19 protein-coding genes are annotated in these 19498 nt (G+C 42.6%); 13 read left to right on the top strand and 6 right to left on the bottom strand.

Translation table 11 applies throughout. The annotated features are described in order from the left end of the window. The first annotated feature begins 98 nt into the window (after positions 1-98). From R7Q38_RS19465 to R7Q38_RS19410, 12 genes are all read left to right on the top strand, one after another. The gene (locus tag R7Q38_RS19465) at positions 99-512 is read left to right on the top strand and encodes an RDD family protein (RefSeq protein ID WP_021707760.1); all 414 of its coding nucleotides are present in this window, start codon (positions 99-101) and stop codon (positions 510-512) included. Positions 513-655: 143 nt separating this feature from the next. Beyond that, positions 656-1219, top strand: a complete 564-nt coding sequence (locus R7Q38_RS19460; protein ID WP_053306980.1) for a sugar O-acetyltransferase — start codon at positions 656-658, stop codon at positions 1217-1219. Between the two features lie 253 nt (positions 1220-1472). Next, positions 1473-2018: a GNAT family N-acetyltransferase gene (locus tag R7Q38_RS19455; protein WP_025768089.1), complete on the top strand. Its 546-nt coding sequence runs from the start codon at positions 1473-1475 to the stop codon at positions 2016-2018. Positions 2019-2160: 142 nt separating this feature from the next. Continuing rightward, entirely contained in the window at positions 2161-2802 is a 642-nt protein-coding gene (locus R7Q38_RS19450; protein ID WP_005377082.1) for an alanine--tRNA ligase-related protein, read from the top strand. Between the two features lie 57 nt (positions 2803-2859). Then, the gene (locus R7Q38_RS19445; protein ID WP_158173947.1) at positions 2860-3147 is read left to right on the top strand and encodes a putative quinol monooxygenase; all 288 of its coding nucleotides are present in this window, start codon (positions 2860-2862) and stop codon (positions 3145-3147) included. A gap of 143 nt (positions 3148-3290) precedes the next feature. After that, a complete protein-coding gene (locus R7Q38_RS19440) occupies positions 3291-3587 on the top strand; it encodes an antibiotic biosynthesis monooxygenase family protein (RefSeq protein ID WP_031781322.1) in 297 nt (98 codons plus the stop codon). Positions 3588-3668: 81 nt separating this feature from the next. Further along, positions 3669-4274 carry a hypothetical protein gene (locus R7Q38_RS19435; RefSeq protein WP_170893431.1) on the top strand — a complete coding sequence of 202 codons (606 nt, stop codon included), beginning with the start codon at positions 3669-3671 and terminating at the stop codon, positions 4272-4274. Between the two features lie 97 nt (positions 4275-4371). Next, entirely contained in the window at positions 4372-4725 is a 354-nt protein-coding gene (locus R7Q38_RS19430) for a DUF1428 domain-containing protein (protein ID WP_005387184.1), read from the top strand. 129 nt (positions 4726-4854) lie between these two features. Continuing rightward, a complete protein-coding gene (locus tag R7Q38_RS19425; protein ID WP_005387183.1) occupies positions 4855-5481 on the top strand; it encodes a LysE family translocator in 627 nt (208 codons plus the stop codon). A 327-nt stretch (positions 5482-5808) separates the two neighbouring features. Next, positions 5809-6435 carry a LysE family translocator gene (locus tag R7Q38_RS19420; protein WP_033907480.1) on the top strand — a complete coding sequence of 209 codons (627 nt, stop codon included), beginning with the start codon at positions 5809-5811 and terminating at the stop codon, positions 6433-6435. 169 nt (positions 6436-6604) lie between these two features. Further along, a complete protein-coding gene (locus R7Q38_RS19415) occupies positions 6605-7069 on the top strand; it encodes a DUF2846 domain-containing protein (protein ID WP_005377099.1) in 465 nt (154 codons plus the stop codon). 336 nt (positions 7070-7405) lie between these two features. Beyond that, on the top strand, positions 7406-9064 hold the full coding sequence (locus R7Q38_RS19410) for an autotransporter assembly complex protein TamA (RefSeq protein ID WP_239939012.1): 1659 nt from the start codon (positions 7406-7408) through the stop codon (positions 9062-9064). Between the two features lie 58 nt (positions 9065-9122). Here R7Q38_RS19410 and R7Q38_RS19405 read toward each other — a convergent pair whose 3' ends face one another. From R7Q38_RS19405 to R7Q38_RS19380, 6 genes are all read right to left on the bottom strand, one after another. Further along, the gene (locus R7Q38_RS19405; protein WP_130546142.1) at positions 9123-10574 is read right to left on the bottom strand and encodes a phospholipase D family protein; all 1452 of its coding nucleotides are present in this window, start codon (positions 10572-10574) and stop codon (positions 9123-9125) included. 101 nt (positions 10575-10675) lie between these two features. After that, a complete protein-coding gene (locus tag R7Q38_RS19400; protein ID WP_017634577.1) occupies positions 10676-12715 on the bottom strand; it encodes a carboxylesterase family protein in 2040 nt (679 codons plus the stop codon). 210 nt (positions 12716-12925) lie between these two features. After that, on the bottom strand, positions 12926-14581 hold the full coding sequence (locus tag R7Q38_RS19395; protein ID WP_017821369.1) for a hypothetical protein: 1656 nt from the start codon (positions 14579-14581) through the stop codon (positions 12926-12928). A gap of 301 nt (positions 14582-14882) precedes the next feature. After that, the gene (locus tag R7Q38_RS19390; protein WP_065274594.1) at positions 14883-16238 is read right to left on the bottom strand and encodes an FUSC family protein; all 1356 of its coding nucleotides are present in this window, start codon (positions 16236-16238) and stop codon (positions 14883-14885) included. A 13-nt stretch (positions 16239-16251) separates the two neighbouring features. Continuing rightward, positions 16252-17115: an HlyD family secretion protein gene (locus R7Q38_RS19385; RefSeq protein ID WP_005377105.1), complete on the bottom strand. Its 864-nt coding sequence runs from the start codon at positions 17113-17115 to the stop codon at positions 16252-16254. Positions 17116-17125: 10 nt separating this feature from the next. After that, on the bottom strand, positions 17126-17338 hold the full coding sequence (locus R7Q38_RS19380) for a DUF1656 domain-containing protein (RefSeq protein WP_005377106.1): 213 nt from the start codon (positions 17336-17338) through the stop codon (positions 17126-17128). A 426-nt stretch (positions 17339-17764) separates the two neighbouring features. On the opposite strand from R7Q38_RS19380, the gene aspT reads away from it, so the two are divergent. After that, positions 17765-19480 carry an aspartate-alanine antiporter gene (gene aspT, locus R7Q38_RS19375; protein WP_137282074.1) on the top strand — a complete coding sequence of 572 codons (1716 nt, stop codon included), beginning with the start codon at positions 17765-17767 and terminating at the stop codon, positions 19478-19480. Positions 19481-19498: the final 18 nt, after the last annotated feature.

The raw sequence follows: 19498 nt of genomic DNA, 5'->3' as shown, positions 1-19498 counted from the left end.
GACCGTGCTCTGCGGAAGTATGGATTAGGTTTAGTGGGGATGTTACTGTCTCAATAGCGTTAGTTCACAAATAAACAATTGTTAGTCCAAATTTTAAAATGAAAAATGCAGAAAAATTTACTCTAGAAAATTACGTTTTGGCTAGTCCGGGAGTTAGGTGTGTTGGACAAATGATTGATCTTTTTGTCAGTTTTAGCATTTTTACTCTCGTTTTATGGGTCGGCTTAGAAATCGGTATTGAAAAAGAGCTTGTGCGCGCTACAGCAGTAACTGCGACTGTATCGTATTACCTTTTTTCTGATTGTTTACCAAATGGTCAAAGTGTGGGTAAAAAACTTTTGGGCATTGCAGTTATAAGTGCAAGAACGGGTAAAAAGTGCAATATTTTTCAGTCGCTCTTTCGAAATGTTATTACTCCATTCTTAGGTTTTATTGACTCAATTTTCATTCTTGGTAAAAAGAGGCAACGGCTCGGTGATAAGTTAGTGAGAACGGTGGTGGTAGTGCACTAGTTTGTTGAAAAAATTGATAGCGCTGAGGACTTGCGTTCAAGTCGGGCTTTGTTTTCGTGGTGGAGCAGCCTTGCTTAGGTGGTAGCGTTACTCACATACTTAATGTAGCGTTGTAAGAAAATTGGTATTGGAGTCCAAGTTTTATGTCAGAAAAAGAGAAAATGTTAGCAGGTGAGCTTTATGACCCAAGTGATGAAGAGTTATTAAAGTTAAGGTTGAGCGCTAGGTTACTAACTGAAAAATTGAATGCTACCTCTGTTGAGCATAAACAAAAGCGAGTTGAAATAACTAAGCACTTGTTCGGCACAACAGGTGACGATATTCATGTTGAATCTTCTTTCAATTGCGACTACGGATCCAACATTCACGTTGGAGATAATTTCTACGCTAATTTTGGTTGTGTGATTTTGGATGTTGCGGAAGTTAAGTTTGGTGATAACTGTTTACTTGGGCCTCAAGTTGGAATTTATACTGCGACTCATCCCTTAGATCCTATCGAGAGGAACAGTGGTTTAGAGCTAGCAAAGCCCATAAACATTGGTGACAATTGTTGGATAGGTGGCCATGCCGTAATCAACCCTGGCGTAACACTTGGGAACAACGTGGTGGTAGCCTCTGGCGCAGTCGTTACAAAGAGTTTTGGAGACAATGTCGTTGTTGGTGGCAACCCAGCCAGAGTACTGAAGGAAATCGTCACTAAGCGATAATAAAGTATATGGACTATTTTGAGCCTGAGTTTAGGACTTATGATCAACTCACCCCAAGCTTTGATGCGTTCAGCGGTTACTTGTTGACGCACTTGAATGTCTAAAATTTGCTTCAATATAGAATCGTTACACGTGGCGCTTTTGCCGTGCGTTGAGCTTGTTTAAAAGTCTCATACGAAATCATTTGTATTACGTGTCTCATACTTTTATTGGATTTTCGTCACCAATAACAAACCAAAAGGCTGACCCCAAAATGTTAGTAACAAAGATTGAAACGGAACGATTAATTCTAAGAGAGCTAGTTGAAGATGATGCAAGCGAATTGTTTGACATCTTCTCAGACCATGAGGTCATGAAATATTGGAACTCTGGCCCTTGGGTTTCAATTGAAGAAGCGCGGACATTTATAGCCAAGAGTACACAGGCCATGAATAGCAATACAGAAGTGACACTAGGCATCTTCCTAAAGAGCAATGGCCAACTTCTGGGTAAGATAATGCTGTTTAATCACGTGAAAGAGTCTAGGCGCGCAGAAATTGGCTTTGGCGTTAGTCGTCATTTCTGGGGTAAAGGCATTGTATTAGAGGCGGGAACTGCATTAATCGAACACGCATTCAAAACACTGAATTTACGTCGAATCGAGGCTGAGATAGATCCAGACAATGCTTCTTCAGGTAAAGTCTTGGAACGGTTAGGTTTTATAAAGGAAGGTTTCCTTAGGCAGCGTTGGGAAGTGAATGGAGTAGTCTCAGATTCAGCAATTTACGGGTTGTTAGCTAAACCCCTGGACAGCGTTTAGTACCCAGCCTTAAAAGCATCTAATAGATCTAGCCTGCTCGTACTCAATACACAGCCTTACACTTGACGGCGAGGTTTCTTGAATTGACTTGGTGGTCACTGAATGTACTATCACGGATAGGACTTACTGCAAGGATAGCAGCATGAGCGAGAAATTATTTTGGGTTAATCCCTACCAAACAGAACTTAACTCAAGAGTGACCAATGTAGACGGAAATAAGGTTGAATTGGACCAGACTATCTTCTTTGCAGAGTCTGGAGGCCAAGAGAGTGATAAAGGAACGATTAATGGTATTCCGGTTTTGATTGCTCAAAAGTTAGGTGTTCGACTTATTTACACATTGGAATCCTCTCCAAATTTTACTCTTGGTGACATTGTAACTACGAATATTGATTGGAAGCGTAGATATGCCTTAATGAAGCTACACTTTGCGGCTGAAGTGGTGCTCGAGATGTTTTATCAGCGTCGGGAAGGCATTGTTAAGATAGGCGCGCATATTTCTGAAAATAAGAGTCGCATAGATTTCGAGTGGTCTGAAAGTATTGGCCCGCTATTGAAAGAAATTGAAACTGATGTGCAAGATTTGATTAACTCTGATTCAGTTATTATTAGTGACTTTTCCGATCAAGAGAGTGAAAGAAGGTATTGGAGAGTGGATGGGTTTGCGCAAGTGCCTTGCGGTGGCACTCACTTAAAGCGCACATCAGAAGTCGGCCAAATTCAATTAAAACGCAAGAACATCGGTAAAGGCAAAGAAAGGGTAGAGATAACCTTATGCTCGTAAGTCGATAGGGCATGTTGGCTACTTCTGAACAAAAGGTTACAGGGGTGAGAGGATGATATGTCGAAAGTAACATTGAAAGGCTTTATTTTAGTTCCGGAAAAGGATTTAGAATTAGTAAAACATGAGTTAATAATTCACAAAAGGCTCACGTTAGAAGAGTCGGGCTGCCTTACTTTTCTTGTGACTCAAAGCTCGACTAATCCGTTTCGTTTTGATGTCTATGAGGAGTTCGTCGACAAAGCCTCTTTTAAACAACATCAGGAAAGAGTTCAAGCCTCACATTGGGGAAAAGTAACAGCCAATGTTAAACGGCAATACGAAATCTTTGAATGTGTGCATGACTAATCGAATCGGAGTGATTTAGAGCGTTTACGCTTTGTTTTTTAGATTGCTCTACGCTCTACTATGTTGCTTTATTCATCTATTAACCTGGCTTAGTGTTCTTGATACTTTGCCGTATTAAATCTAGAAATTTTAATGGAAGTGTTATGTTTAGAGTTGTGTATGAATGGCGTGTGCCAAGTGAAAAAATGGATGAGTTTCAAAATATATGGCGTTCGACGACAGATTCAATTCATGAGTCAGTAGATGGGGCGCTTGGTAGTTTTATGCTTCGTTCTTACGATGTACCGGAAAAGGTTTTAACTATTGCCAAGTGGCGAACACGTGAAGACTGGGAGCGGTTTTGGGGAACTAGTAACCCAGAAAAAATGAAGAAGATGAGTGAAATTGCAGAGCGTATTTCAGTTGAACCATTCGATGAAATTGAAGATAGAACTAAGTAGGGCAATAGAAACGTTAAAGTGATGCCTAATGAACAGTTTGACGGACAATATGAAAGACAACCTTAATCAAGGAATAGGGTTATGCAGATTTTAATCGTTGGAGGTAGTAAAGGGCTAGGAAGGTTCTTGGCTACGAACTTACAGGGTACAGAAATTTATGCGATTTCTAGATCAAAGCTAGTTAAGGGGGGAGTCGCCTCTGTTTGTATTGACGTTGATCCCGGTAAAAAACCAGATTATACGTGCTTCAAAGGTGTAGAGTTTGACATCATAGTTTATTTGGCGTCGATGTGGGGAGAGTCTTCAGAATTGACAACAAACGAACTGATTGAGTTTATGAATGTTGGTCCGATTGGGTATCTTAATTTAGTCAATGAGCTTAACGCTTTAGGTTCACTTAACGATAAATGCAATATTGTATCTATTGGCTCTACAGCAGAGCTTTCAGAAAGTAGTGAATACCCTGCATTCGCCCTCAGTAAAAGATTACTCAAAGATATTTCTAGCCAGCTGCAAAACGTTTATCGTGATTACCGCTTTACTCACTTTACAATAGGTGGGATCGGGCATGCTGAAGAGGAACGTATTGAGTATTCGAGTGTTTTGGAGATTATAAATATGCTAACCAAGCTTGATCCAAACACATACCTTTCAAATATGCATATAAAGTCCAAGCTAGGAATGTAGCTCTCAAGCTGTATTACGTACCTGCTTCTATGGTTTGGCATCATGTGCATTCTTTTTATTGAGCTATGGTTATAACTCCAATGAAAGGAGTTTACTTATGTCATACATTGATGGGTTTGTCGCTGCAGTGCCGACAGCGAATAAAGAAAAGTATATCGCACACGCAAAAATAGCAGCAGAAATGTTCAGGGAGTTTGGGGCCTTAAAGGTTGTTGAGACGTGGGGGAGTGAAGTACCAGATGGTGAGATCACATCATTTCCCATGGCAGTTAACGCTGAAAGCAACGAAACCGTTGTGTTTTCGTGGGTAGTCTGGCCTTCAAAAGAAGTTCGAGACTCAGGGTGGCTGCGGATCATGGGTGATCCTCGAATGAGTCCAGACAATAACCCAATGCCCTTTGATGGAAAGCGTCTCATTTATGGCGGATTTGATGTTATTTTGGAGCAGTAAAATACCAAATAATCTCAACTCGATTCGTGATACTTGGTGTTTTAATCAGTATTACGCTTCTGATGTACGTTCAATAGACTATTCTGCGATAAGTGTTGATAAAACTCCATTTGGAGGCTTAGAGTAAAAATGGAAGAGATAAATTATTCACTGATTGTCGTATCAGCTATCGCTGCCATCGCTAGCCCCGGACCTGCAACTCTTGCGATAGCAGGCACGTCAATGAACCACGGTCGGCGCTTTGGTGGGTATTTGGCTGCAGGTGTTTTAACGGGGTCTTTATTTTGGTCAACCTCAGCCGCTTTTGGTCTCGCAACCATACTCTATAGCAATGTTTGGCTTTTTGAAATTCTTAGATATTGTGGGGCATTTTATCTTTTATATTTGGCTTTAAAGTCCGTACATTCTGCCTGCAACATCGAGCAGCTAAAGTTACCCAAAACATACGTAACGACAGAGAAGGGTAACTACTTAACCGGAGTGTTAATTCACTTAACTAACCCAAAGGCTATTCTGTTTTTTGGTGCGCTTTATTCGATAGGGGTTCCTCCTACGGCCAGTCCGTTGGAATTGTTGTCGGTCATTTTTGTTGTAGGGCTGGTTAGTGCTTTGGTTTTCTTTGGCTATGCTTTTCTTTTCGCGTATAAAAAGGTCAGGCAAACCTATCTCAGATTCAAAGCAGTTTTTGAAGGCGTGTTCGCGTTATTTTTTGGTGTGGCAAGTATTAAGTTGCTGCTTAGTGAGGCAGGAAAATGAAGCAAAAAAGGCTTGAAGAAATAAGAATAGATAATCTATCTGATTTGACGGTCTATTAAGTATACTAAGTAGCCGATTTGTTAACTTCCATAAGAGCTGCTGGCTAGAAAAAGCTTACAACCAAACGATGCTAAATATTATCATTCAAAGGGCTAACAAAGGCCCATAATTTAATTCGTATCACTGTTCATGATTGTGCTCTTCGCGCAGTGCTGTAGTATTAGTAACGTGTTGTTAATACTAAATATAACCAATTGAAACCTGGACGTTGCATTACTTGTAGTTCGATGAAATGTTATCCCGCAAGACGTTAATTTGGAGAAAAGAATGGATTCAAACTCACTATTATTATTTGTTGTCGCTTGTCTCGCTATCAACATGATTCCTGGACCTGATGTAATTTATATTGTTTCCAATACAATGAAAGGTAAATTATCTGCTGGGCTGAAAGCGGCTCTGGGGCTTGGTATTGGTTACTTTTTTCATACACTAGCGGCATGTTTAGGTTTGTCAGCAATAATTCTGAGTTCATCTTTGGCTTTTAGCGTTGTTAAATGGTTAGGGGCCGCTTACCTAGTTTATTTAGGTGTTCAGTCATTACTGTCTATGTGGCGTGGAGAAAGTAAAATCGTTGAAAACAAAAATGTTGATAATAATAAAAATGTGTTTGTTCAGGGGGTTATCGTCAGCGTCTTGAATCCAAAAGTAGCGCTATTCTTTCTCTCGTTTCTGCCTCAATTTATTGATACGTCTGCAAGCTCAACATCAATGCAATTATTAGTACTTGGCTTGCTGTTCAGCGTACTTGCGACGACATGTAACGTTTTGTACGCATCTGTGGGTAATTGGGTATTTAGTCGTCCACACTCTCAGCGTTATTCAAGAACTCTTGAAGGTGTTTCAGGTATTCTACTTATCAGTCTAGCGAGTAAAGTGGCATTTAGTGATCGTTAGATACAGGGCATTTTATTCTCGTGATTATTATATGGCTAATGTTTGCTCAATCTATACGCTAAATGAGTGCTATTGCATAGGTTGAATCACAAATTTCAAAAATACCAATAAGTGAACGTATTTATTTATAGTATGGTTGGCGCGATTTTATCGTAGCTAGGTTAATAACATGAAAAATAAAGTAATTCTGTGTTCCGCATTCCTTTTGGGTTTGTCAGGTTGTGCTTCTGTTCCTACTGTTGATTCGACAGTATCAAATCAAATGAAATCATTTGAAGCACCTCAAAAAGGGAACGCAGGGATTTACATTTACCGAGAAGATGCTTTTGTCGGAGCAGCGCTTAAAAAGTATGTTTACGTCGATGGGGAATGTATTGGTGAAACCGCTCCTGGTGTATTCTTCTACCATGAGGTCGAAGGCAATAAAGAACATCAAGTAAGTACAGAGTCTGAGTTTTCTGAAAATCACTTAACTATCTTAACGGAAGAGGGCCGTAATTATTTCGTTAATCAATACATTAAAATGGGTGTATTTGTTGGTGGTGCGGGCGTAGAACTCGTAGACGAAAGCAAAGGTAAAGCAGAAGTACTAAAAGTCGACATGGCAGAAAAAGGAAACTGTTCTTCGATCTAGTTTTACAAACAGACCGCTTTTTAGATTAAAAAACACATTATCAATGTAACCCAACGCTTGATGAGATCCATTCAGCGTTGGGTTTTGTATTTTTGGCAAACAGTATACCTATTTCAGACCGCATGATTTGCCACCTCCTAGCTTGAGCCCACTTATTGTTCAAAGAATCTACTTGTGAAACGTGAATTTTCGAGAGGATTTCGTAGGGAGCAATCCTACAAACGCGATTAACAGATATGCCATTCCATCATTAACCTTGTCGAGTGTATTGCTAAACTAGGTAGCGGTGTGTCTCCTCTCATTAAACAAATAATAGGTATATCAGTTTTAGCTTCTATGCCTTTACATCATGCACTCGGAGCGCAATTTAAAATCAAAGGGCTAACACCAATATTAGAGAAAAATCTTGAAAGTCACCTTACACCACTAACGAAACTCTCTGTTTCAAACATTACCTCAAATCGACTAACGCAGATGGTTAATAATGCGTTAAACCCTTATGGCTACTATCATTCCGAGCTCAATGTTCGGAGATCAGAGAATGATCTCATCACGCTTGAGGTTGACGCGGGGGAGGTTATGTTGGTCAAAAAATCTAATATTGCTGTGTCGGGAGAGGCCAGTAACGATCAAGATTTCATCGAACTAATTAATCAAGCTCAACTTAAACAAGGGCAGCCGTTGCTTCATTCTGAGTACGACACGCTAAAACGAAACTTGATTTCATTGGCTCAGCAAAAAGGTTACTTAGATGGACGTTTTATCGAATCGTCTTTGGAAGTCATTCCAAGTTTGAATCAAGCTCATGTGAATCTGCATTTCTCTAGTGGTTCTCGTTACCAATTTGGAGAGCTCTCTGTCCTTACGTCGGGTATCGAAACGGCTCGAATAGAAGCGATGAGAACATTTGAGTGGGGCGACGATTTTGACACTTTGAAATTGAGTCAATATCAGGCCGATCTCTCCAGTGCTGATTGGTTTCGCAGTGTGATTGTGAAAGCGGATTTCGAGGAGGTATCCGATGGTCATAAGGTGCCGATAGAAGTGCTAGCAGAGCCGAATTCACGCAATATTGTGCAAGTCGGCGGTGGGTATTCGACAGACTTGGGGTTACGCGCTTCGCTGAATTGGAGCAAGCCTTGGTATAACGCACGTGGACACAGTTTTGAGGCACAAGCGTACGCTTCCAAACCGGAACAATCGCTATTACTTGGTTACAAAATTCCCACACAAAATGTTCTAACGGATTACTACGGGATTCAGTTTGAATCTAAGCATGTCGACTATCGAGACACATCGAGTTTTTCTAATGATTTATCGTTTGAAAAACACTGGCAGTTAGACAGTGATTGGCAAAGCACCATGCACGTTCGTTATTTGCAAGAGAGTTATCGACAAGCGTCGGAGAATAACGAATCACAGTTGTTATTACCGGGGGTGACATTTTCACTGCTTGATCGTAAGAACGATCAATTAGAAGTAAAGCACCGTCACGTCTACTCATTGGAATACTCAGACCCCAATTTTTTCTCGGATTCTCGTTTGCTACGTATTGAGGGCAATAGTGTTCTGTCTTGGGACATTAGTGAAAAACACAAGTTTCACTTTCGTTCTAATGTTGGCATTAATGTCGCTGACACTTTGAGCGATATTCCATCATCATTACGTTTCTTTGCGGGAGGTGATGGCAATCTTCGTGGTTATGGTTATGAGTCTATCTCTCCGAGAGATGAAAATGGCGATTTAACCGGTGCTCGTTACATGTTTACTGCTGGGCTGGAATATCAATATCAGGTCTACCGCCAATTGTGGCTTGGGGCATTTTATGATGTCGGTGATGCCTTCAACGATAGGGTGGATTGGAAAAGCGGTACAGGGTTGAGTTTGATATGGAGCTCAAAATACGTGCCCGTCAAAGTGGATTTTGCTTACGGTTTAGATGCTCCTCAAGGAGACCAATTCCGCGTTCACTTTTCGCTAGGCACGCAGTTTTAGCGGGCATTAAAAAGGCTCTCATCCTTGCAGATAGAGAGCCTTTTTAAGTCTTGATTGTTTAGAGTTCGAACTCACCATTCAGTTTCTTGAATATCCAGTTAGGCGCCTTATGCCATCCACCATAGTTTGGATTCTTAGTATGGATCTCATTCATTGATTGCCACTGAGTTTGGCCTTGTCTATCTCGAGATACTTGCCAAAACAGTTCATCTTGTTGTCGAGTTAAGTAGTGCATGACATGTTCTGCAAAAGCTTCGCTTTGGACCAACACACCAAATTCCACATTGAGGAAATCCGATCTTGGGTCGAAGTTTGATGAGCCGATATAAGTCAGCCGATCATCGAGTATCACCGTCTTGTTGTGATAATAAGTATCTGCATGGAAGTAATGGTCATCATTTTTCGCTTGGTTTTTGTACTCTAGTATATGAACGCCCTTATCCAACAAGGTTTGGCGATGCTCCTCGTAATAAGCCGGAATAAAGCCAGAATCATTAGAGGCAGACGAGTTCGTCATTAACGTGATGTCCGCTTTTTGCTCCATCAAGGTATCAATAAAGGCAAATTCACCATCACTCGGTACCACGTAAGGCGTTGATATCACTGCTTTGGATGCAGTGGTTATTTGTTGCCAAACTTGGTGTTCTGCACGTTTTCTAAAGTAGGGTTTGTTGTTTGCTAACTTGTTTAATGAGTCGAAAACGGGGGTGACTTGCGCAGCGATGAAGTCGGGACTGGTCAGTTGCTTAACTTGTTTTTCAACTTCCGCCAGAATGATGCTTTTGTCTTTCTCACCTTTATTAAGCGCTTCAGTAAACGCGGAATAGTTTGGGGTAACGTTAACGATGTTTTCTATCGGCGTAACATGCTCGCTGTCCCAAAGTTGTTGGTAGTTCTGGTCGAACGTTCGAATAATGCTGCCTTTGAACAAGACATCCATATCAAAGAAGTTGGCTTTGCGGCTGTAACCAAAATAGTCGTCGCCAATGTTACGTCCACCTAGAATCATCCATTGATGGTCAACGTTGAAGTACTTCTCGTGCAGACGATTGTCCAAACGTTGTTGATGAGTAGAGAAGTTGACGGCGCGACCAATCCAACCTGACTTACGTGAATCAAACGGATTGAATAAACGAATTTGAATGTTGTCGTGAGCGCTGAGATCAGCAAGCCATTTCTCGTTAAAAACCAATAGATCATCGAGAGTGAGTCGAATTTGCACGCCTCTATCTGCTGCTTGCTTGAGTTCATTGAGTAGCATCAAACCAAGCGCGTCACTCTCCCAAGAAAAATAAGTCATATCGATGCTTTGCTGAGCATTTCTAACCAGTTCAACGCGACGCGCAAAGGCTTCTGGAGCGGTAGGAATTAAGTAAACTTCGGCTTGATGCTGAGTAGTTTGCCAATTGGCTTCAAAATCCGGTTCAACTTGCGGGTAGGGCTGGGCACAGCCAACCAATAGTGCGCTGAAGATAAAGAGTAGCAGGGCACGAAGGGCGTTAGGAAACATGAGTAAACCTTCCTAATGATGTTCAAGGAATAAGGATGAAAAAAGCCAGTGAACTGGCTTTTAGGTATTTGGTAACGAGTTTTTAGTAACTGAAGATAACGTTACATGTGACTCAGAATCAGCCCAAGTTCCTCGAGACCGTTGAGGCGACCTTGGCGCAGTTTTGGATCGATGCCTGAGTGATGAGCATTGTCCCAATCTTGTGTGGATTGAATACCGCCATCGTTATCGATCAGCAATACTCGGTCAGTCGCGCTGTTGTATTGGAAGTCTTCAAATAAACGTTCGCTAAACCACATACGAGAGAGCTCGTTCATCATTGCTTTGTCTTTGCTACCCGGGCGAACACTTGAACCATCAAGCTTTAATGCCTTGTTAAACACAAATGGTAATTCCGATGCATTACAAGCGCCCACAATACAACTGATGCTCTTGAGTAAATCACCAACGTCAAGATCGCCATTTTCACCTTTGGTGTTGTAAGTCCATACGTTGAATCCGGGTTTGTAGTCAAAGTAGTAGAAGCTTGGCGTCGCTCCTGTTGCTTCTTCAGTTGAAACTTTATGACGGTTTGGACCCGTGAAGAGCAAATCATGCAACGTGGTTTTGAATTGCTGCATGTTTTTGGCCGCGCCATTCAGTTCGCTTTCATCGTTAGGGAAGAAGTCAGTCAGAGCAAGTAACTCCGTGGTTGAATCGGAGTTCCCCAAACCGAAGAACAACTTAGTCATCGCCTCATAAGCGGTGCTAGGTAGCAGTTCAAATAAGTCAGAAAGATCGAGTTCAATTGAAGCTGAATCGCTGAGTAATGAACGATATTCAGCACGTAAACGGTTTAAGTTCGTTTCCGATTCTAGCCACTCAACCATGTATTCGACGATTAAGGTTTCGTCACCACTTTCAATGATTTCTGGCGCTTCTTGGCCCAAGATTTCAATAATAGTTGGGATCAAAAATGTCAGGCTCGGCAGCATGCCCAGAGTATTGCTTTCTGCACTGTTTGAGCCAATTACCGTCGGTACGATCCATTCACTCTCAATCGCTTGTTCAGTAAAGTGATAGCCCGGTACTTCTTTCACTAGAAACGCTGGTGGGCGATGCTCGATGTAAGGCGAAAATGGCATCAACGTAGCTAATGGGCTGTTGTCGCGTGTTGGGCTTATAACCGGAATATTCGCGGCGGTCAGTACCCAGTTCTTAAGACGTTGAATAGGGTCAAGCATCTCGCTCTGTACCTTCATAACCTCTTCAAGTGGCAGTAACGCAAGATCTTCAACGCTTTGCTCTGGTCTTTGGCTCTTGGCAACATCGTAACTTTTATATTCAAAGCCGTAAGCGTTGCTTTGCATGATGGCACGTTGAAAGTGCTCACCTGCGATTGCAGCATCGCCTTTTGATTGCTGTAAAATTCCCACAGACATGGCACCCGCACCTTGACCCATGAGTGTCACGTTTTGCGGATTGCCGCCGAATGCCTCTATGTTTTGTTGAACCCATTCAAGCGCGTGTTTTTGATCGCCTAGGCCAAAGTTACCGCCCTCTGGGTTGTCCAAACCATCGACCCAAACACTGCCCAACAAGCCCAAGCGATAGTTAAAAGTAACTGCAATAAACGGGTTACCATCGTCAGCACCTTGTGCAACCACCATATCACCATGAATCAGCGGTTCTGAGCCCGCGCCGTATTCAAAGTCTCCACCGTGAATAAAGACATACACTGGCAAATCTGCGTACGCTTCTGTCCCTGCTGGTCGCCAAATGTTTAGGTTCAAACAATCTTCTGATTGCGTTTGTGCCGTGGTTTTTAACTGCGGGCACGCATCACCGAACTGAGTCGCATCAATATCGCCTTCAAGTGGGACCGCAATGCTGTGCTGAAAGCGGTCTGCTTGCGCAAATTGGATACCTTTGAACGCCTCTACCGCTGCCAGTTTTTCATCCGCATCAAGAGGCGTGATGACGAGGGACTCTTTGGTCGCTTGAATGGTTGCATCGCCAATTTCCAAAGCGATTTGCTCTGGTGGTAAGGGTTGTAGTGGCTTCGGGCCGTTAGGAACGCTAGGTTTACTTGAGTCATCACTGCAAGCTGCTAAGGCAAGAGTGATGGTAATGGCTAAAGTTGAGCGATTGAGTAAAGTCATTGTTATGTCCAAAAAGTCATTTGGTGCGTGCACCGAAAATGTTAAACGGCATCTAACAAGCGACGTCCTGACGCTTTGGCATTAATCCGTGAATGGTTGGATGGCTTGTTGTATTGATGGCTCAAATGGTAGGACATCGGCGACAGTTTCAGTAATCGCCTTTGTAGGATGCAGTCCTACCATCGTCTAGGGGCCGGCTCTTTATGAGAGCTAGAAACGGTAACCAAGATTTAAGGTTACTGACTCTCGAGTTTCCCCTTTGTTATAGAGAAAGGTCAGGTTGTAGTTTTTGCCGATTTGCTTATTGAAACCAGTCAAAAACGCCCATTGATTAAGATCTACACCAATGTCGTAATCGAATTCGATATCACCACTTTTTACATGCCCGTCCATTCGAGCGTCCAGTCCTTGATATTCTGCTCCGACAAAGAACTGCGTGCGATAATCGACAAGTTGATAACCCAACATCGGCTGTACAGTAACAATACCATCGCCCCAATCATCTAAGCCCTTTAAGCGAGTTTGCGAATAGGTACCAGTGACAGAAGCAAAGAATTCTTTATAGCCAACCGAAAGGGTTGTACCTATACCACGAAGGTCATATTCCAAATGCAGCGGCACGTCTAAGCGTCCGCGACTACAAAGTGCAGATAAACCATCGCAAAACTTATCACCTAATCCTGGCAGTTTATCGTTCAGCTTATCTTTTATGTACTGGCCACCTTCACCCGTGTAGGCGGCATCAACATTGGCATCGACATTAACTTTTCCGATGTAACCAAATACATTCCAAAATGGCAGGATGTTTACATCGCCACGAAGCGTCATGCTCTCAGCACTGACGATGCCGACACTGTCTTCTGGATCAAACAGTTCATTAAGGCCGATGCCTTCAATCGTGAAATCATTAAATGGAATATTCATATCTTGATTTCGATACGCTAGCGACACACCAAACGGCAGAGGCAAATCGATACCTTGACGACGAACCATATCACCCATTAAAGGAAAAACTCGGTCTAGCTTAACACTGGCTTCTTGCATGCGTGGATCAGAGACCTCATTCAAGCGTTTTTCGTCTAGTACTTGCACGCCAAGCTTATCTTCATAAATCGCTACCGGTTTTACGCTGCTCATCATTTCGAGGGGTTTATTTTTCTTTGAACCAACTATCTTGGTGTTTTTACTGGCAATCGCAATTTTGCCTGATGTTAATTTCTGGAAGAGGATCTCTTGATCGTAAGAATCCACTTGGTAGTTGTGATGTGTGAACGGTTTATCGTTGGTAATGACCATACGTTTCGGTTCACCATTAACCAACTCAATATCAACGCTTAAAAAGCGAAAGTAGGCGATATCTTGAGGAAGACCGTATTTTGAGTAATTAAAACTGATGATCACATTACCATTCTGATCCTCTTTGGCTCTTACTGATGACGGATCAAAACTCTCCGCGTAGTTTCGAAGGCGGTATTCTGTTCGTGTGAAAGCTTCGATCTCATCAAGTACTTTTTCATTTTCATCGAGTTGTTCAGGGTTGTACTTGATACGCAGATCAATGTTGCCTTTGTTATCGGTGTTCTTAACCAAGTAGACGGACGAATCGCGAACGCTATCACCGATTTTAACACTTCGGTGGGCATGCTCGACCAAATGCTCGCCTTGAACTAGAGAGCTGATGGCCAGTTTTGGTAAATCATGACTGATACCGTATTTGTCGAACAGTGCTCGGCCTTGCTCGATTACTTCGTTGTAGGTCGTCGTCTCTTCAGCGGCGAAGCCAAAAGTGGGGGTAGTAAGCATTAGTGCGCTCGCGAGCACAGTAAGAGAAGACGTCTTGCCGGCGCGTAATTCAAAAAAACTCATGACAGTTTCCACTCTGAATAGCCTCAAACCTTCGAGACTCAGACAGTTAATGTGTCACTGAACTTCTTGTTCAGTTAGATAGATGTGTTTGCTGTGATTGACGTTGTGAATGCAGAGTTTTCGATTGCATTTCGTGAATCAATGAGAGGATTTTATGAGGTGAAGAGAGATTCCGTTAATCGCTTTTGATGGATACTATCCTCGCTTTATGGGTGAGGCAGGAATAGGGCAGTGAACAAAGCAAAAAGCCCCGCAGAGCAAAAGCAATGCGGGGCTTTAGTTTCAAGAACGGAGGTGACGCTTAGGCCGTGACGCGAACACGGAACAGATCAGTAAACAACTTGGCAATCATCAAAATAGTCATAATGTTTACCAGCATCAGCAAGGGCGTTTCAATTCGATACGCTGGGGTTAAATTGAGCGCTCCTGATGTCAAGACAACCAATAAGTTAATACCTAGAATTCTGTGTACCATCAGCTTTGGTGTGGAAAATACCTTCCAAATCACGATGATGTTGATGAAGTAGAATAGCCCAAGCTGCCAAAGCTCGGTCATCATTGGCATTAGGAAAATGTATTGCAATAGAATCACCGTGCCAGTGCCTATCACACCAAAAAATGCATCTTTAATAATGCTTGGTGGCATAGTAGGAACGATTGAAGAGAACACGCCTGCTAGCATCGGAAAAATGAAACCTCCGGGCACAGGAAGGTAAATCCAGATCAGCAGTGACGTTACGAACATGGAGACACCTTGCAGTACCTTTCTGCCGTCTTCATTCAAATGCTGGATGAAGGTCCGATGCTCGTGATGCCAAACCGTGTTTTTCTCTCTTTGCATAACATAAGCAACGTGACCAATGAGCGACGTACTTGGATTTTTAATATCAAAGCTTTGAAGTTGCTGCGTTAGCGTTGGCCAATCGATCTCACGACTTTGCGATTTATCTGCTTGTTCTAGCAATCGGTCTTGGATTTGTGCCATCTCATTTAAACGCGCACGCCATAGCTGACGATGTTCTTTCAAGTGGTAGCTGCCAGTAAGTGGTAAGCCGACCAGTTGGAATAACTTTTCTATGTTGGCGGTGTTGGTCTCAAGAGCTTCAATATCTATATCATTGGGCGATTTCATAGCGTTAAGCATCGCCTCTCTGCTGGCCTCAAAACGTTGAATGAAGTTTTGTTCTGTACTGACTGGCCAGACTAATCGGTACACAACAGAAAACGTGATCACACCAAGAATCGTCTCTTGCATACGAAGAACAGCGAAGTGGAACGTTGCTTGACTATCAAATCCTCCCATACATGCGATGATGGAGCACACAGCAAAACCGATAGAGAACACATAACCATACTTTTCGTCGCTCGACATAAAAATGCACGCACCTAAAAACAAGGTGAAGAAGGTGAGAAACAAAAAGCGATCTTGAGAAAACGTCGTGATGAGGAAAAAGGCATAACCGATGCCAAGGAGGGTTCCTAATAAGCGATTATGACCTTTGTTTATTGAGTGAGCGAAGCTTTCATTTAATGCCATTACCGCGACTGCGATCGCTGCCCAATACGGTTTCTCCCATTGAAACCATAAGGCAAGGCAGATCGCGATAACGATAGACAGCGCAGCTTTGATTGCTTCTTTGGTTGAGGCATTAAACATACATTCCACCACATTATTGTTTGATGATTTTGATAGAGGCCGTCATACCAACACGTAGTTGAAAATCTTTCGGTAAGTGATCTAATTTAACTTTAATTGGAATGCGTTGAGCTAAGCGTATCCACTGAAAGTTAGGGTTCACATTGGGCAAAAGATCGTTACCAGTACTACCATCTTGCTTCGCAATGCCGTAGCCAATGCTTTTGATTTTGCCTTCCAGCACAGCTTCATTGTGCATCATTAAGGTCACGTAGGCTTTATCTTGTGGATCAACGCCAACTAAATCCGTTTCTTTGAAATATCCTTCGATCCAAAAGCTGTCTTCATCAATTAAAGCCACGACTGGGGAGTTAGCGACGACTTGAGAGCCGACGCGTAAGTTCAAATTAGTGATATAACCATTCGTTGGCGCATAAACTTTTGTGTAATCAAGGTTTAGCTTGGCTTCTTCAACATTGGCTTTCGCGAGTTCTACGTTGGCAACGGCTGTCTCCACCGCATTGTCTAGGTTATTCAATGTCAGTACAGGTACGGCGCCAGGTGTGCGCTTTTCTAACTTAAGTGCTCGCTGCTCTTCATTTTTGGCCTTTGCTAGTAATGCAATGGCTTGCTTTTGAGCTGCTAGCGCTTTGTGGTACGCCGCTTTATAGATGCTTGGGTCAATCTCAAACAGCAAATCGCCTTGTTTCACTTGCGAATTGTCTTCGACGTAGACTTGGATGATTTGTCCTGTTACGCGGGGGGTTATAGAAACGATGTGCGCGCTAACTTGGCCATCTCTAGTCCAAGGGTTGTCAGAGTATGATTGGTAGTAGCTGAAAATCACGGTGCCAGCGGAACACAGTAATAGCAGTGTGATGAGATAACGTTTTATCACGGAATTTGCCTCAAAATATGGTAATGAATCGACCAATAACGCCAGTAAAAATCACAATTAGGCTTAGCTCAGCGAGCGCAGGAAATGCAACGTATTTGTGGAGTCCCAGTTTTGTTGCAACGGTTCCAACCAAAATGGTGAGCATGTAAGCCAATGCAATAACCAGCAACAAGGGAGGGAAGTAAACTTCGCCCCACACAAGTTCATGTGGCATTGAGTTCATGGTGTTTTTCTCTATTAACTTGATGAATGTAAAGATAAGGCAAGTGATGGCATCCGTGATAATCGCTTTTGTAGGATCTAATCCATCAAGAGAAAGGTGTTATGCGCTATATAGAGGGAATAGCGCAACAAAGTAGCTTTTTGGACAGTGAAAATAAAAATAAATTTATTTTCCAATTTATTTGATGTTCATTTCAGACCACTAAGTTATTAAATTTTCGACAATTATTGTTCAATGTTTGCGTTTGAATATGCGAAGTGATGGTTTCATCCTTCAAATGGGATTACGAGTTGTGAGGTTTTGTTTCTAATATTCGCTTCGAAGCAAACGAGATGCTTTTTAAATTAAATAATCCAACAAATATGAGTGACAGATTATTCGTTAGATTATTTGAGTTTTATATTTATTAGTAAGAGTAAAATTGTCATGGAAATTATTTCTAACCTTTTTGACATGGCACCATTTGTTGCTCTCTTTATTACGCTCTCTCTCGGTTATATGGTAGGTAAAATTACCATTGGTCGATTTGTTCTTGGCGGTGTTGCGGGAACATTATTAATGGGTGTAATTATTGGGCAATTTGGTGTTCATATTGATCCCGGCGTAAAAAGCATTTTCTTTGCGCTCTTTATTTACGCAGTAGGGTATCAAGGTGGTGCGCAGTTCTTTAAAGCATTGAACTTTAGAACCATCAACATTCTACTTTCTGCTGTAGTGATGACGGTTTCTGGCCTGCTTTGTGTACTAGCAGCAGCTTGGATGTTTGATCTAGACAGAGGTACGGCAGCTGGTCTTGCAGCTGGTGGTTTGACTCAATCGGCAATCATCGGTACAGCGGGTGATGCGATCGCACGTCTTGGTGGTGTGACAGAAGAAGCGAAACACCTAATGCAGACCAACGTCGCAGTCGGCTATGCAGTTACGTACATCTTTGGTTCGCTTGGTCCAATTCTTATGGTGACATGGGTATTCCCAACACTGATGAAGTGGGATATCCGAGCAGAAGCGATTGCGCTAGAAGAGAAAAACTCAAATGGTAAGCGCGATCTTGCGCCGGGTGAATTCAACGCAGTAACCGCGCTGGTTACACGAGCATTTAAAGTGAGCAAAGATGGCGGGCTAGCAGGCAAAACCCTAGCTCAGTTAAACCAACACGCTCTAGCTGCTTGTATTGAATTGATTCAACGTGATGGCAAAGTGCTAGAAGTGGACAAATTCACAGCACTGAAAGAAGGGGATGTCATTGTTGTAACAGGTCGCCGTAATGCAGTACATCAGCTGCAAGATGGTTTGGCTGACAACGAGATTGCACTTCCAGAAGGCTATGAAGTTATTGAAGAAAACCGTCAACTGATCGCAGACAACCGCAAACTGATTGGTAAGTCGCTGCAAGAGATTAAAGAGGCTTCGAACCAAGGCTCTATGCGCGGTATTTATGTGACGGATTACATTCGTGAAGGCAGCTCTATCGAAATGACGCCGGATCTTGTGGTGAAGAAAAACGACGTCATCCAGCTTACAGGTACCGCAAAAGATATCAATCGCGTTGAGAAAAACATTGGTCAGCGAATGGGCTCAGCAAACGTGACTGACTTAGTCGTGCTTGGTATGGGCATGGTGGTGGGTCTATTAATTGGTCTAATCAGTTTTAAGATTGCTGGTATTCCCGTCACTATCGGTTCTGGTGCAGGTTGTTTGATCTCAGGTTTGATTGTCGGTTGGTTGCGTAGCCGCAATCCGCATGTTGCTCAGTTTCCTGTGGGTGCCGCGAACTTTATTCGAGATTTCGGTTTGGCAGCATTTGTGGGCATTGTTGGCCTTGAGGCTGGGCCTCAAGCGGTCGACACCATCAAAGAACACGGTATGTCTCTGTTGTTCCTTGGTATGGCTGTGACCATTATTCCTCAGTTTATTTCGTTCTTTTTCTCATACTTTGTATTGAAGATTAAGAACCCAGTTGAAGCACTTGGTTGTGTTACAGGTGGACGAAGTGCGAACCCAGCATTCGCGGCTTTAATGGAAAAAACAGGTAACGCAACGCCAGTATTCTCATTCACCGTGACTTATGCTGTCGCCAATGTACTGCTCACCCTATGGGGTCCTATTATTGTCGGCATTATTACTTTAAACGCAGGCATGTAATTTAAATAAATTCGAACA

Origin of the sequence: Vibrio sp. Vb0598 (assembly GCF_033338935.1) — a bacterium.
Taxonomy (GTDB): domain Bacteria; phylum Pseudomonadota; class Gammaproteobacteria; order Enterobacterales; family Vibrionaceae; genus Vibrio; species Vibrio alginolyticus.
Note: the sequence above shows the minus strand (reverse complement) of the source record. Positions and strands in the feature narration are given on the sequence as shown.

Excerpts from the sequence above, each read along its gene's own strand:
- R7Q38_RS19465 (WP_021707760.1), top strand. The coding sequence starts at position 99 with ATGAAAAATGCAGAAAAATTTACTCTAGAAAATTACGTTTTGGCTAGT.
- R7Q38_RS19460 (WP_053306980.1), top strand. The coding sequence starts at position 656 with ATGTCAGAAAAAGAGAAAATGTTAGCAGGTGAGCTTTATGACCCAAGT.
- R7Q38_RS19455 (WP_025768089.1), top strand. The coding sequence starts at position 1,473 with ATGTTAGTAACAAAGATTGAAACGGAACGATTAATTCTAAGAGAGCTA.
- R7Q38_RS19450 (WP_005377082.1), top strand. The coding sequence starts at position 2,161 with ATGAGCGAGAAATTATTTTGGGTTAATCCCTACCAAACAGAACTTAAC.
- R7Q38_RS19445 (WP_158173947.1), top strand. The coding sequence starts at position 2,860 with ATGTCGAAAGTAACATTGAAAGGCTTTATTTTAGTTCCGGAAAAGGAT.
- R7Q38_RS19440 (WP_031781322.1), top strand. The coding sequence starts at position 3,291 with ATGTTTAGAGTTGTGTATGAATGGCGTGTGCCAAGTGAAAAAATGGAT.
- R7Q38_RS19435 (WP_170893431.1), top strand. The coding sequence starts at position 3,669 with ATGCAGATTTTAATCGTTGGAGGTAGTAAAGGGCTAGGAAGGTTCTTG.
- R7Q38_RS19430 (WP_005387184.1), top strand. The coding sequence starts at position 4,372 with ATGTCATACATTGATGGGTTTGTCGCTGCAGTGCCGACAGCGAATAAA.
- R7Q38_RS19425 (WP_005387183.1), top strand. The coding sequence starts at position 4,855 with ATGGAAGAGATAAATTATTCACTGATTGTCGTATCAGCTATCGCTGCC.
- R7Q38_RS19420 (WP_033907480.1), top strand. The coding sequence starts at position 5,809 with ATGGATTCAAACTCACTATTATTATTTGTTGTCGCTTGTCTCGCTATC.
- R7Q38_RS19415 (WP_005377099.1), top strand. The coding sequence starts at position 6,605 with ATGAAAAATAAAGTAATTCTGTGTTCCGCATTCCTTTTGGGTTTGTCA.
- R7Q38_RS19410 (WP_239939012.1), top strand. The coding sequence starts at position 7,406 with ATGCCTTTACATCATGCACTCGGAGCGCAATTTAAAATCAAAGGGCTA.
- R7Q38_RS19405 (WP_130546142.1), bottom strand. The coding sequence starts at position 10,574 with ATGTTTCCTAACGCCCTTCGTGCCCTGCTACTCTTTATCTTCAGCGCA.
- R7Q38_RS19400 (WP_017634577.1), bottom strand. The coding sequence starts at position 12,715 with ATGACTTTACTCAATCGCTCAACTTTAGCCATTACCATCACTCTTGCC.
- R7Q38_RS19395 (WP_017821369.1), bottom strand. The coding sequence starts at position 14,581 with ATGAGTTTTTTTGAATTACGCGCCGGCAAGACGTCTTCTCTTACTGTG.
- R7Q38_RS19390 (WP_065274594.1), bottom strand. The coding sequence starts at position 16,238 with ATGTTTAATGCCTCAACCAAAGAAGCAATCAAAGCTGCGCTGTCTATC.
- R7Q38_RS19380 (WP_005377106.1), bottom strand. The coding sequence starts at position 17,338 with ATGAACTCAATGCCACATGAACTTGTGTGGGGCGAAGTTTACTTCCCT.
- aspT (WP_137282074.1), top strand. The coding sequence starts at position 17,765 with ATGGAAATTATTTCTAACCTTTTTGACATGGCACCATTTGTTGCTCTC.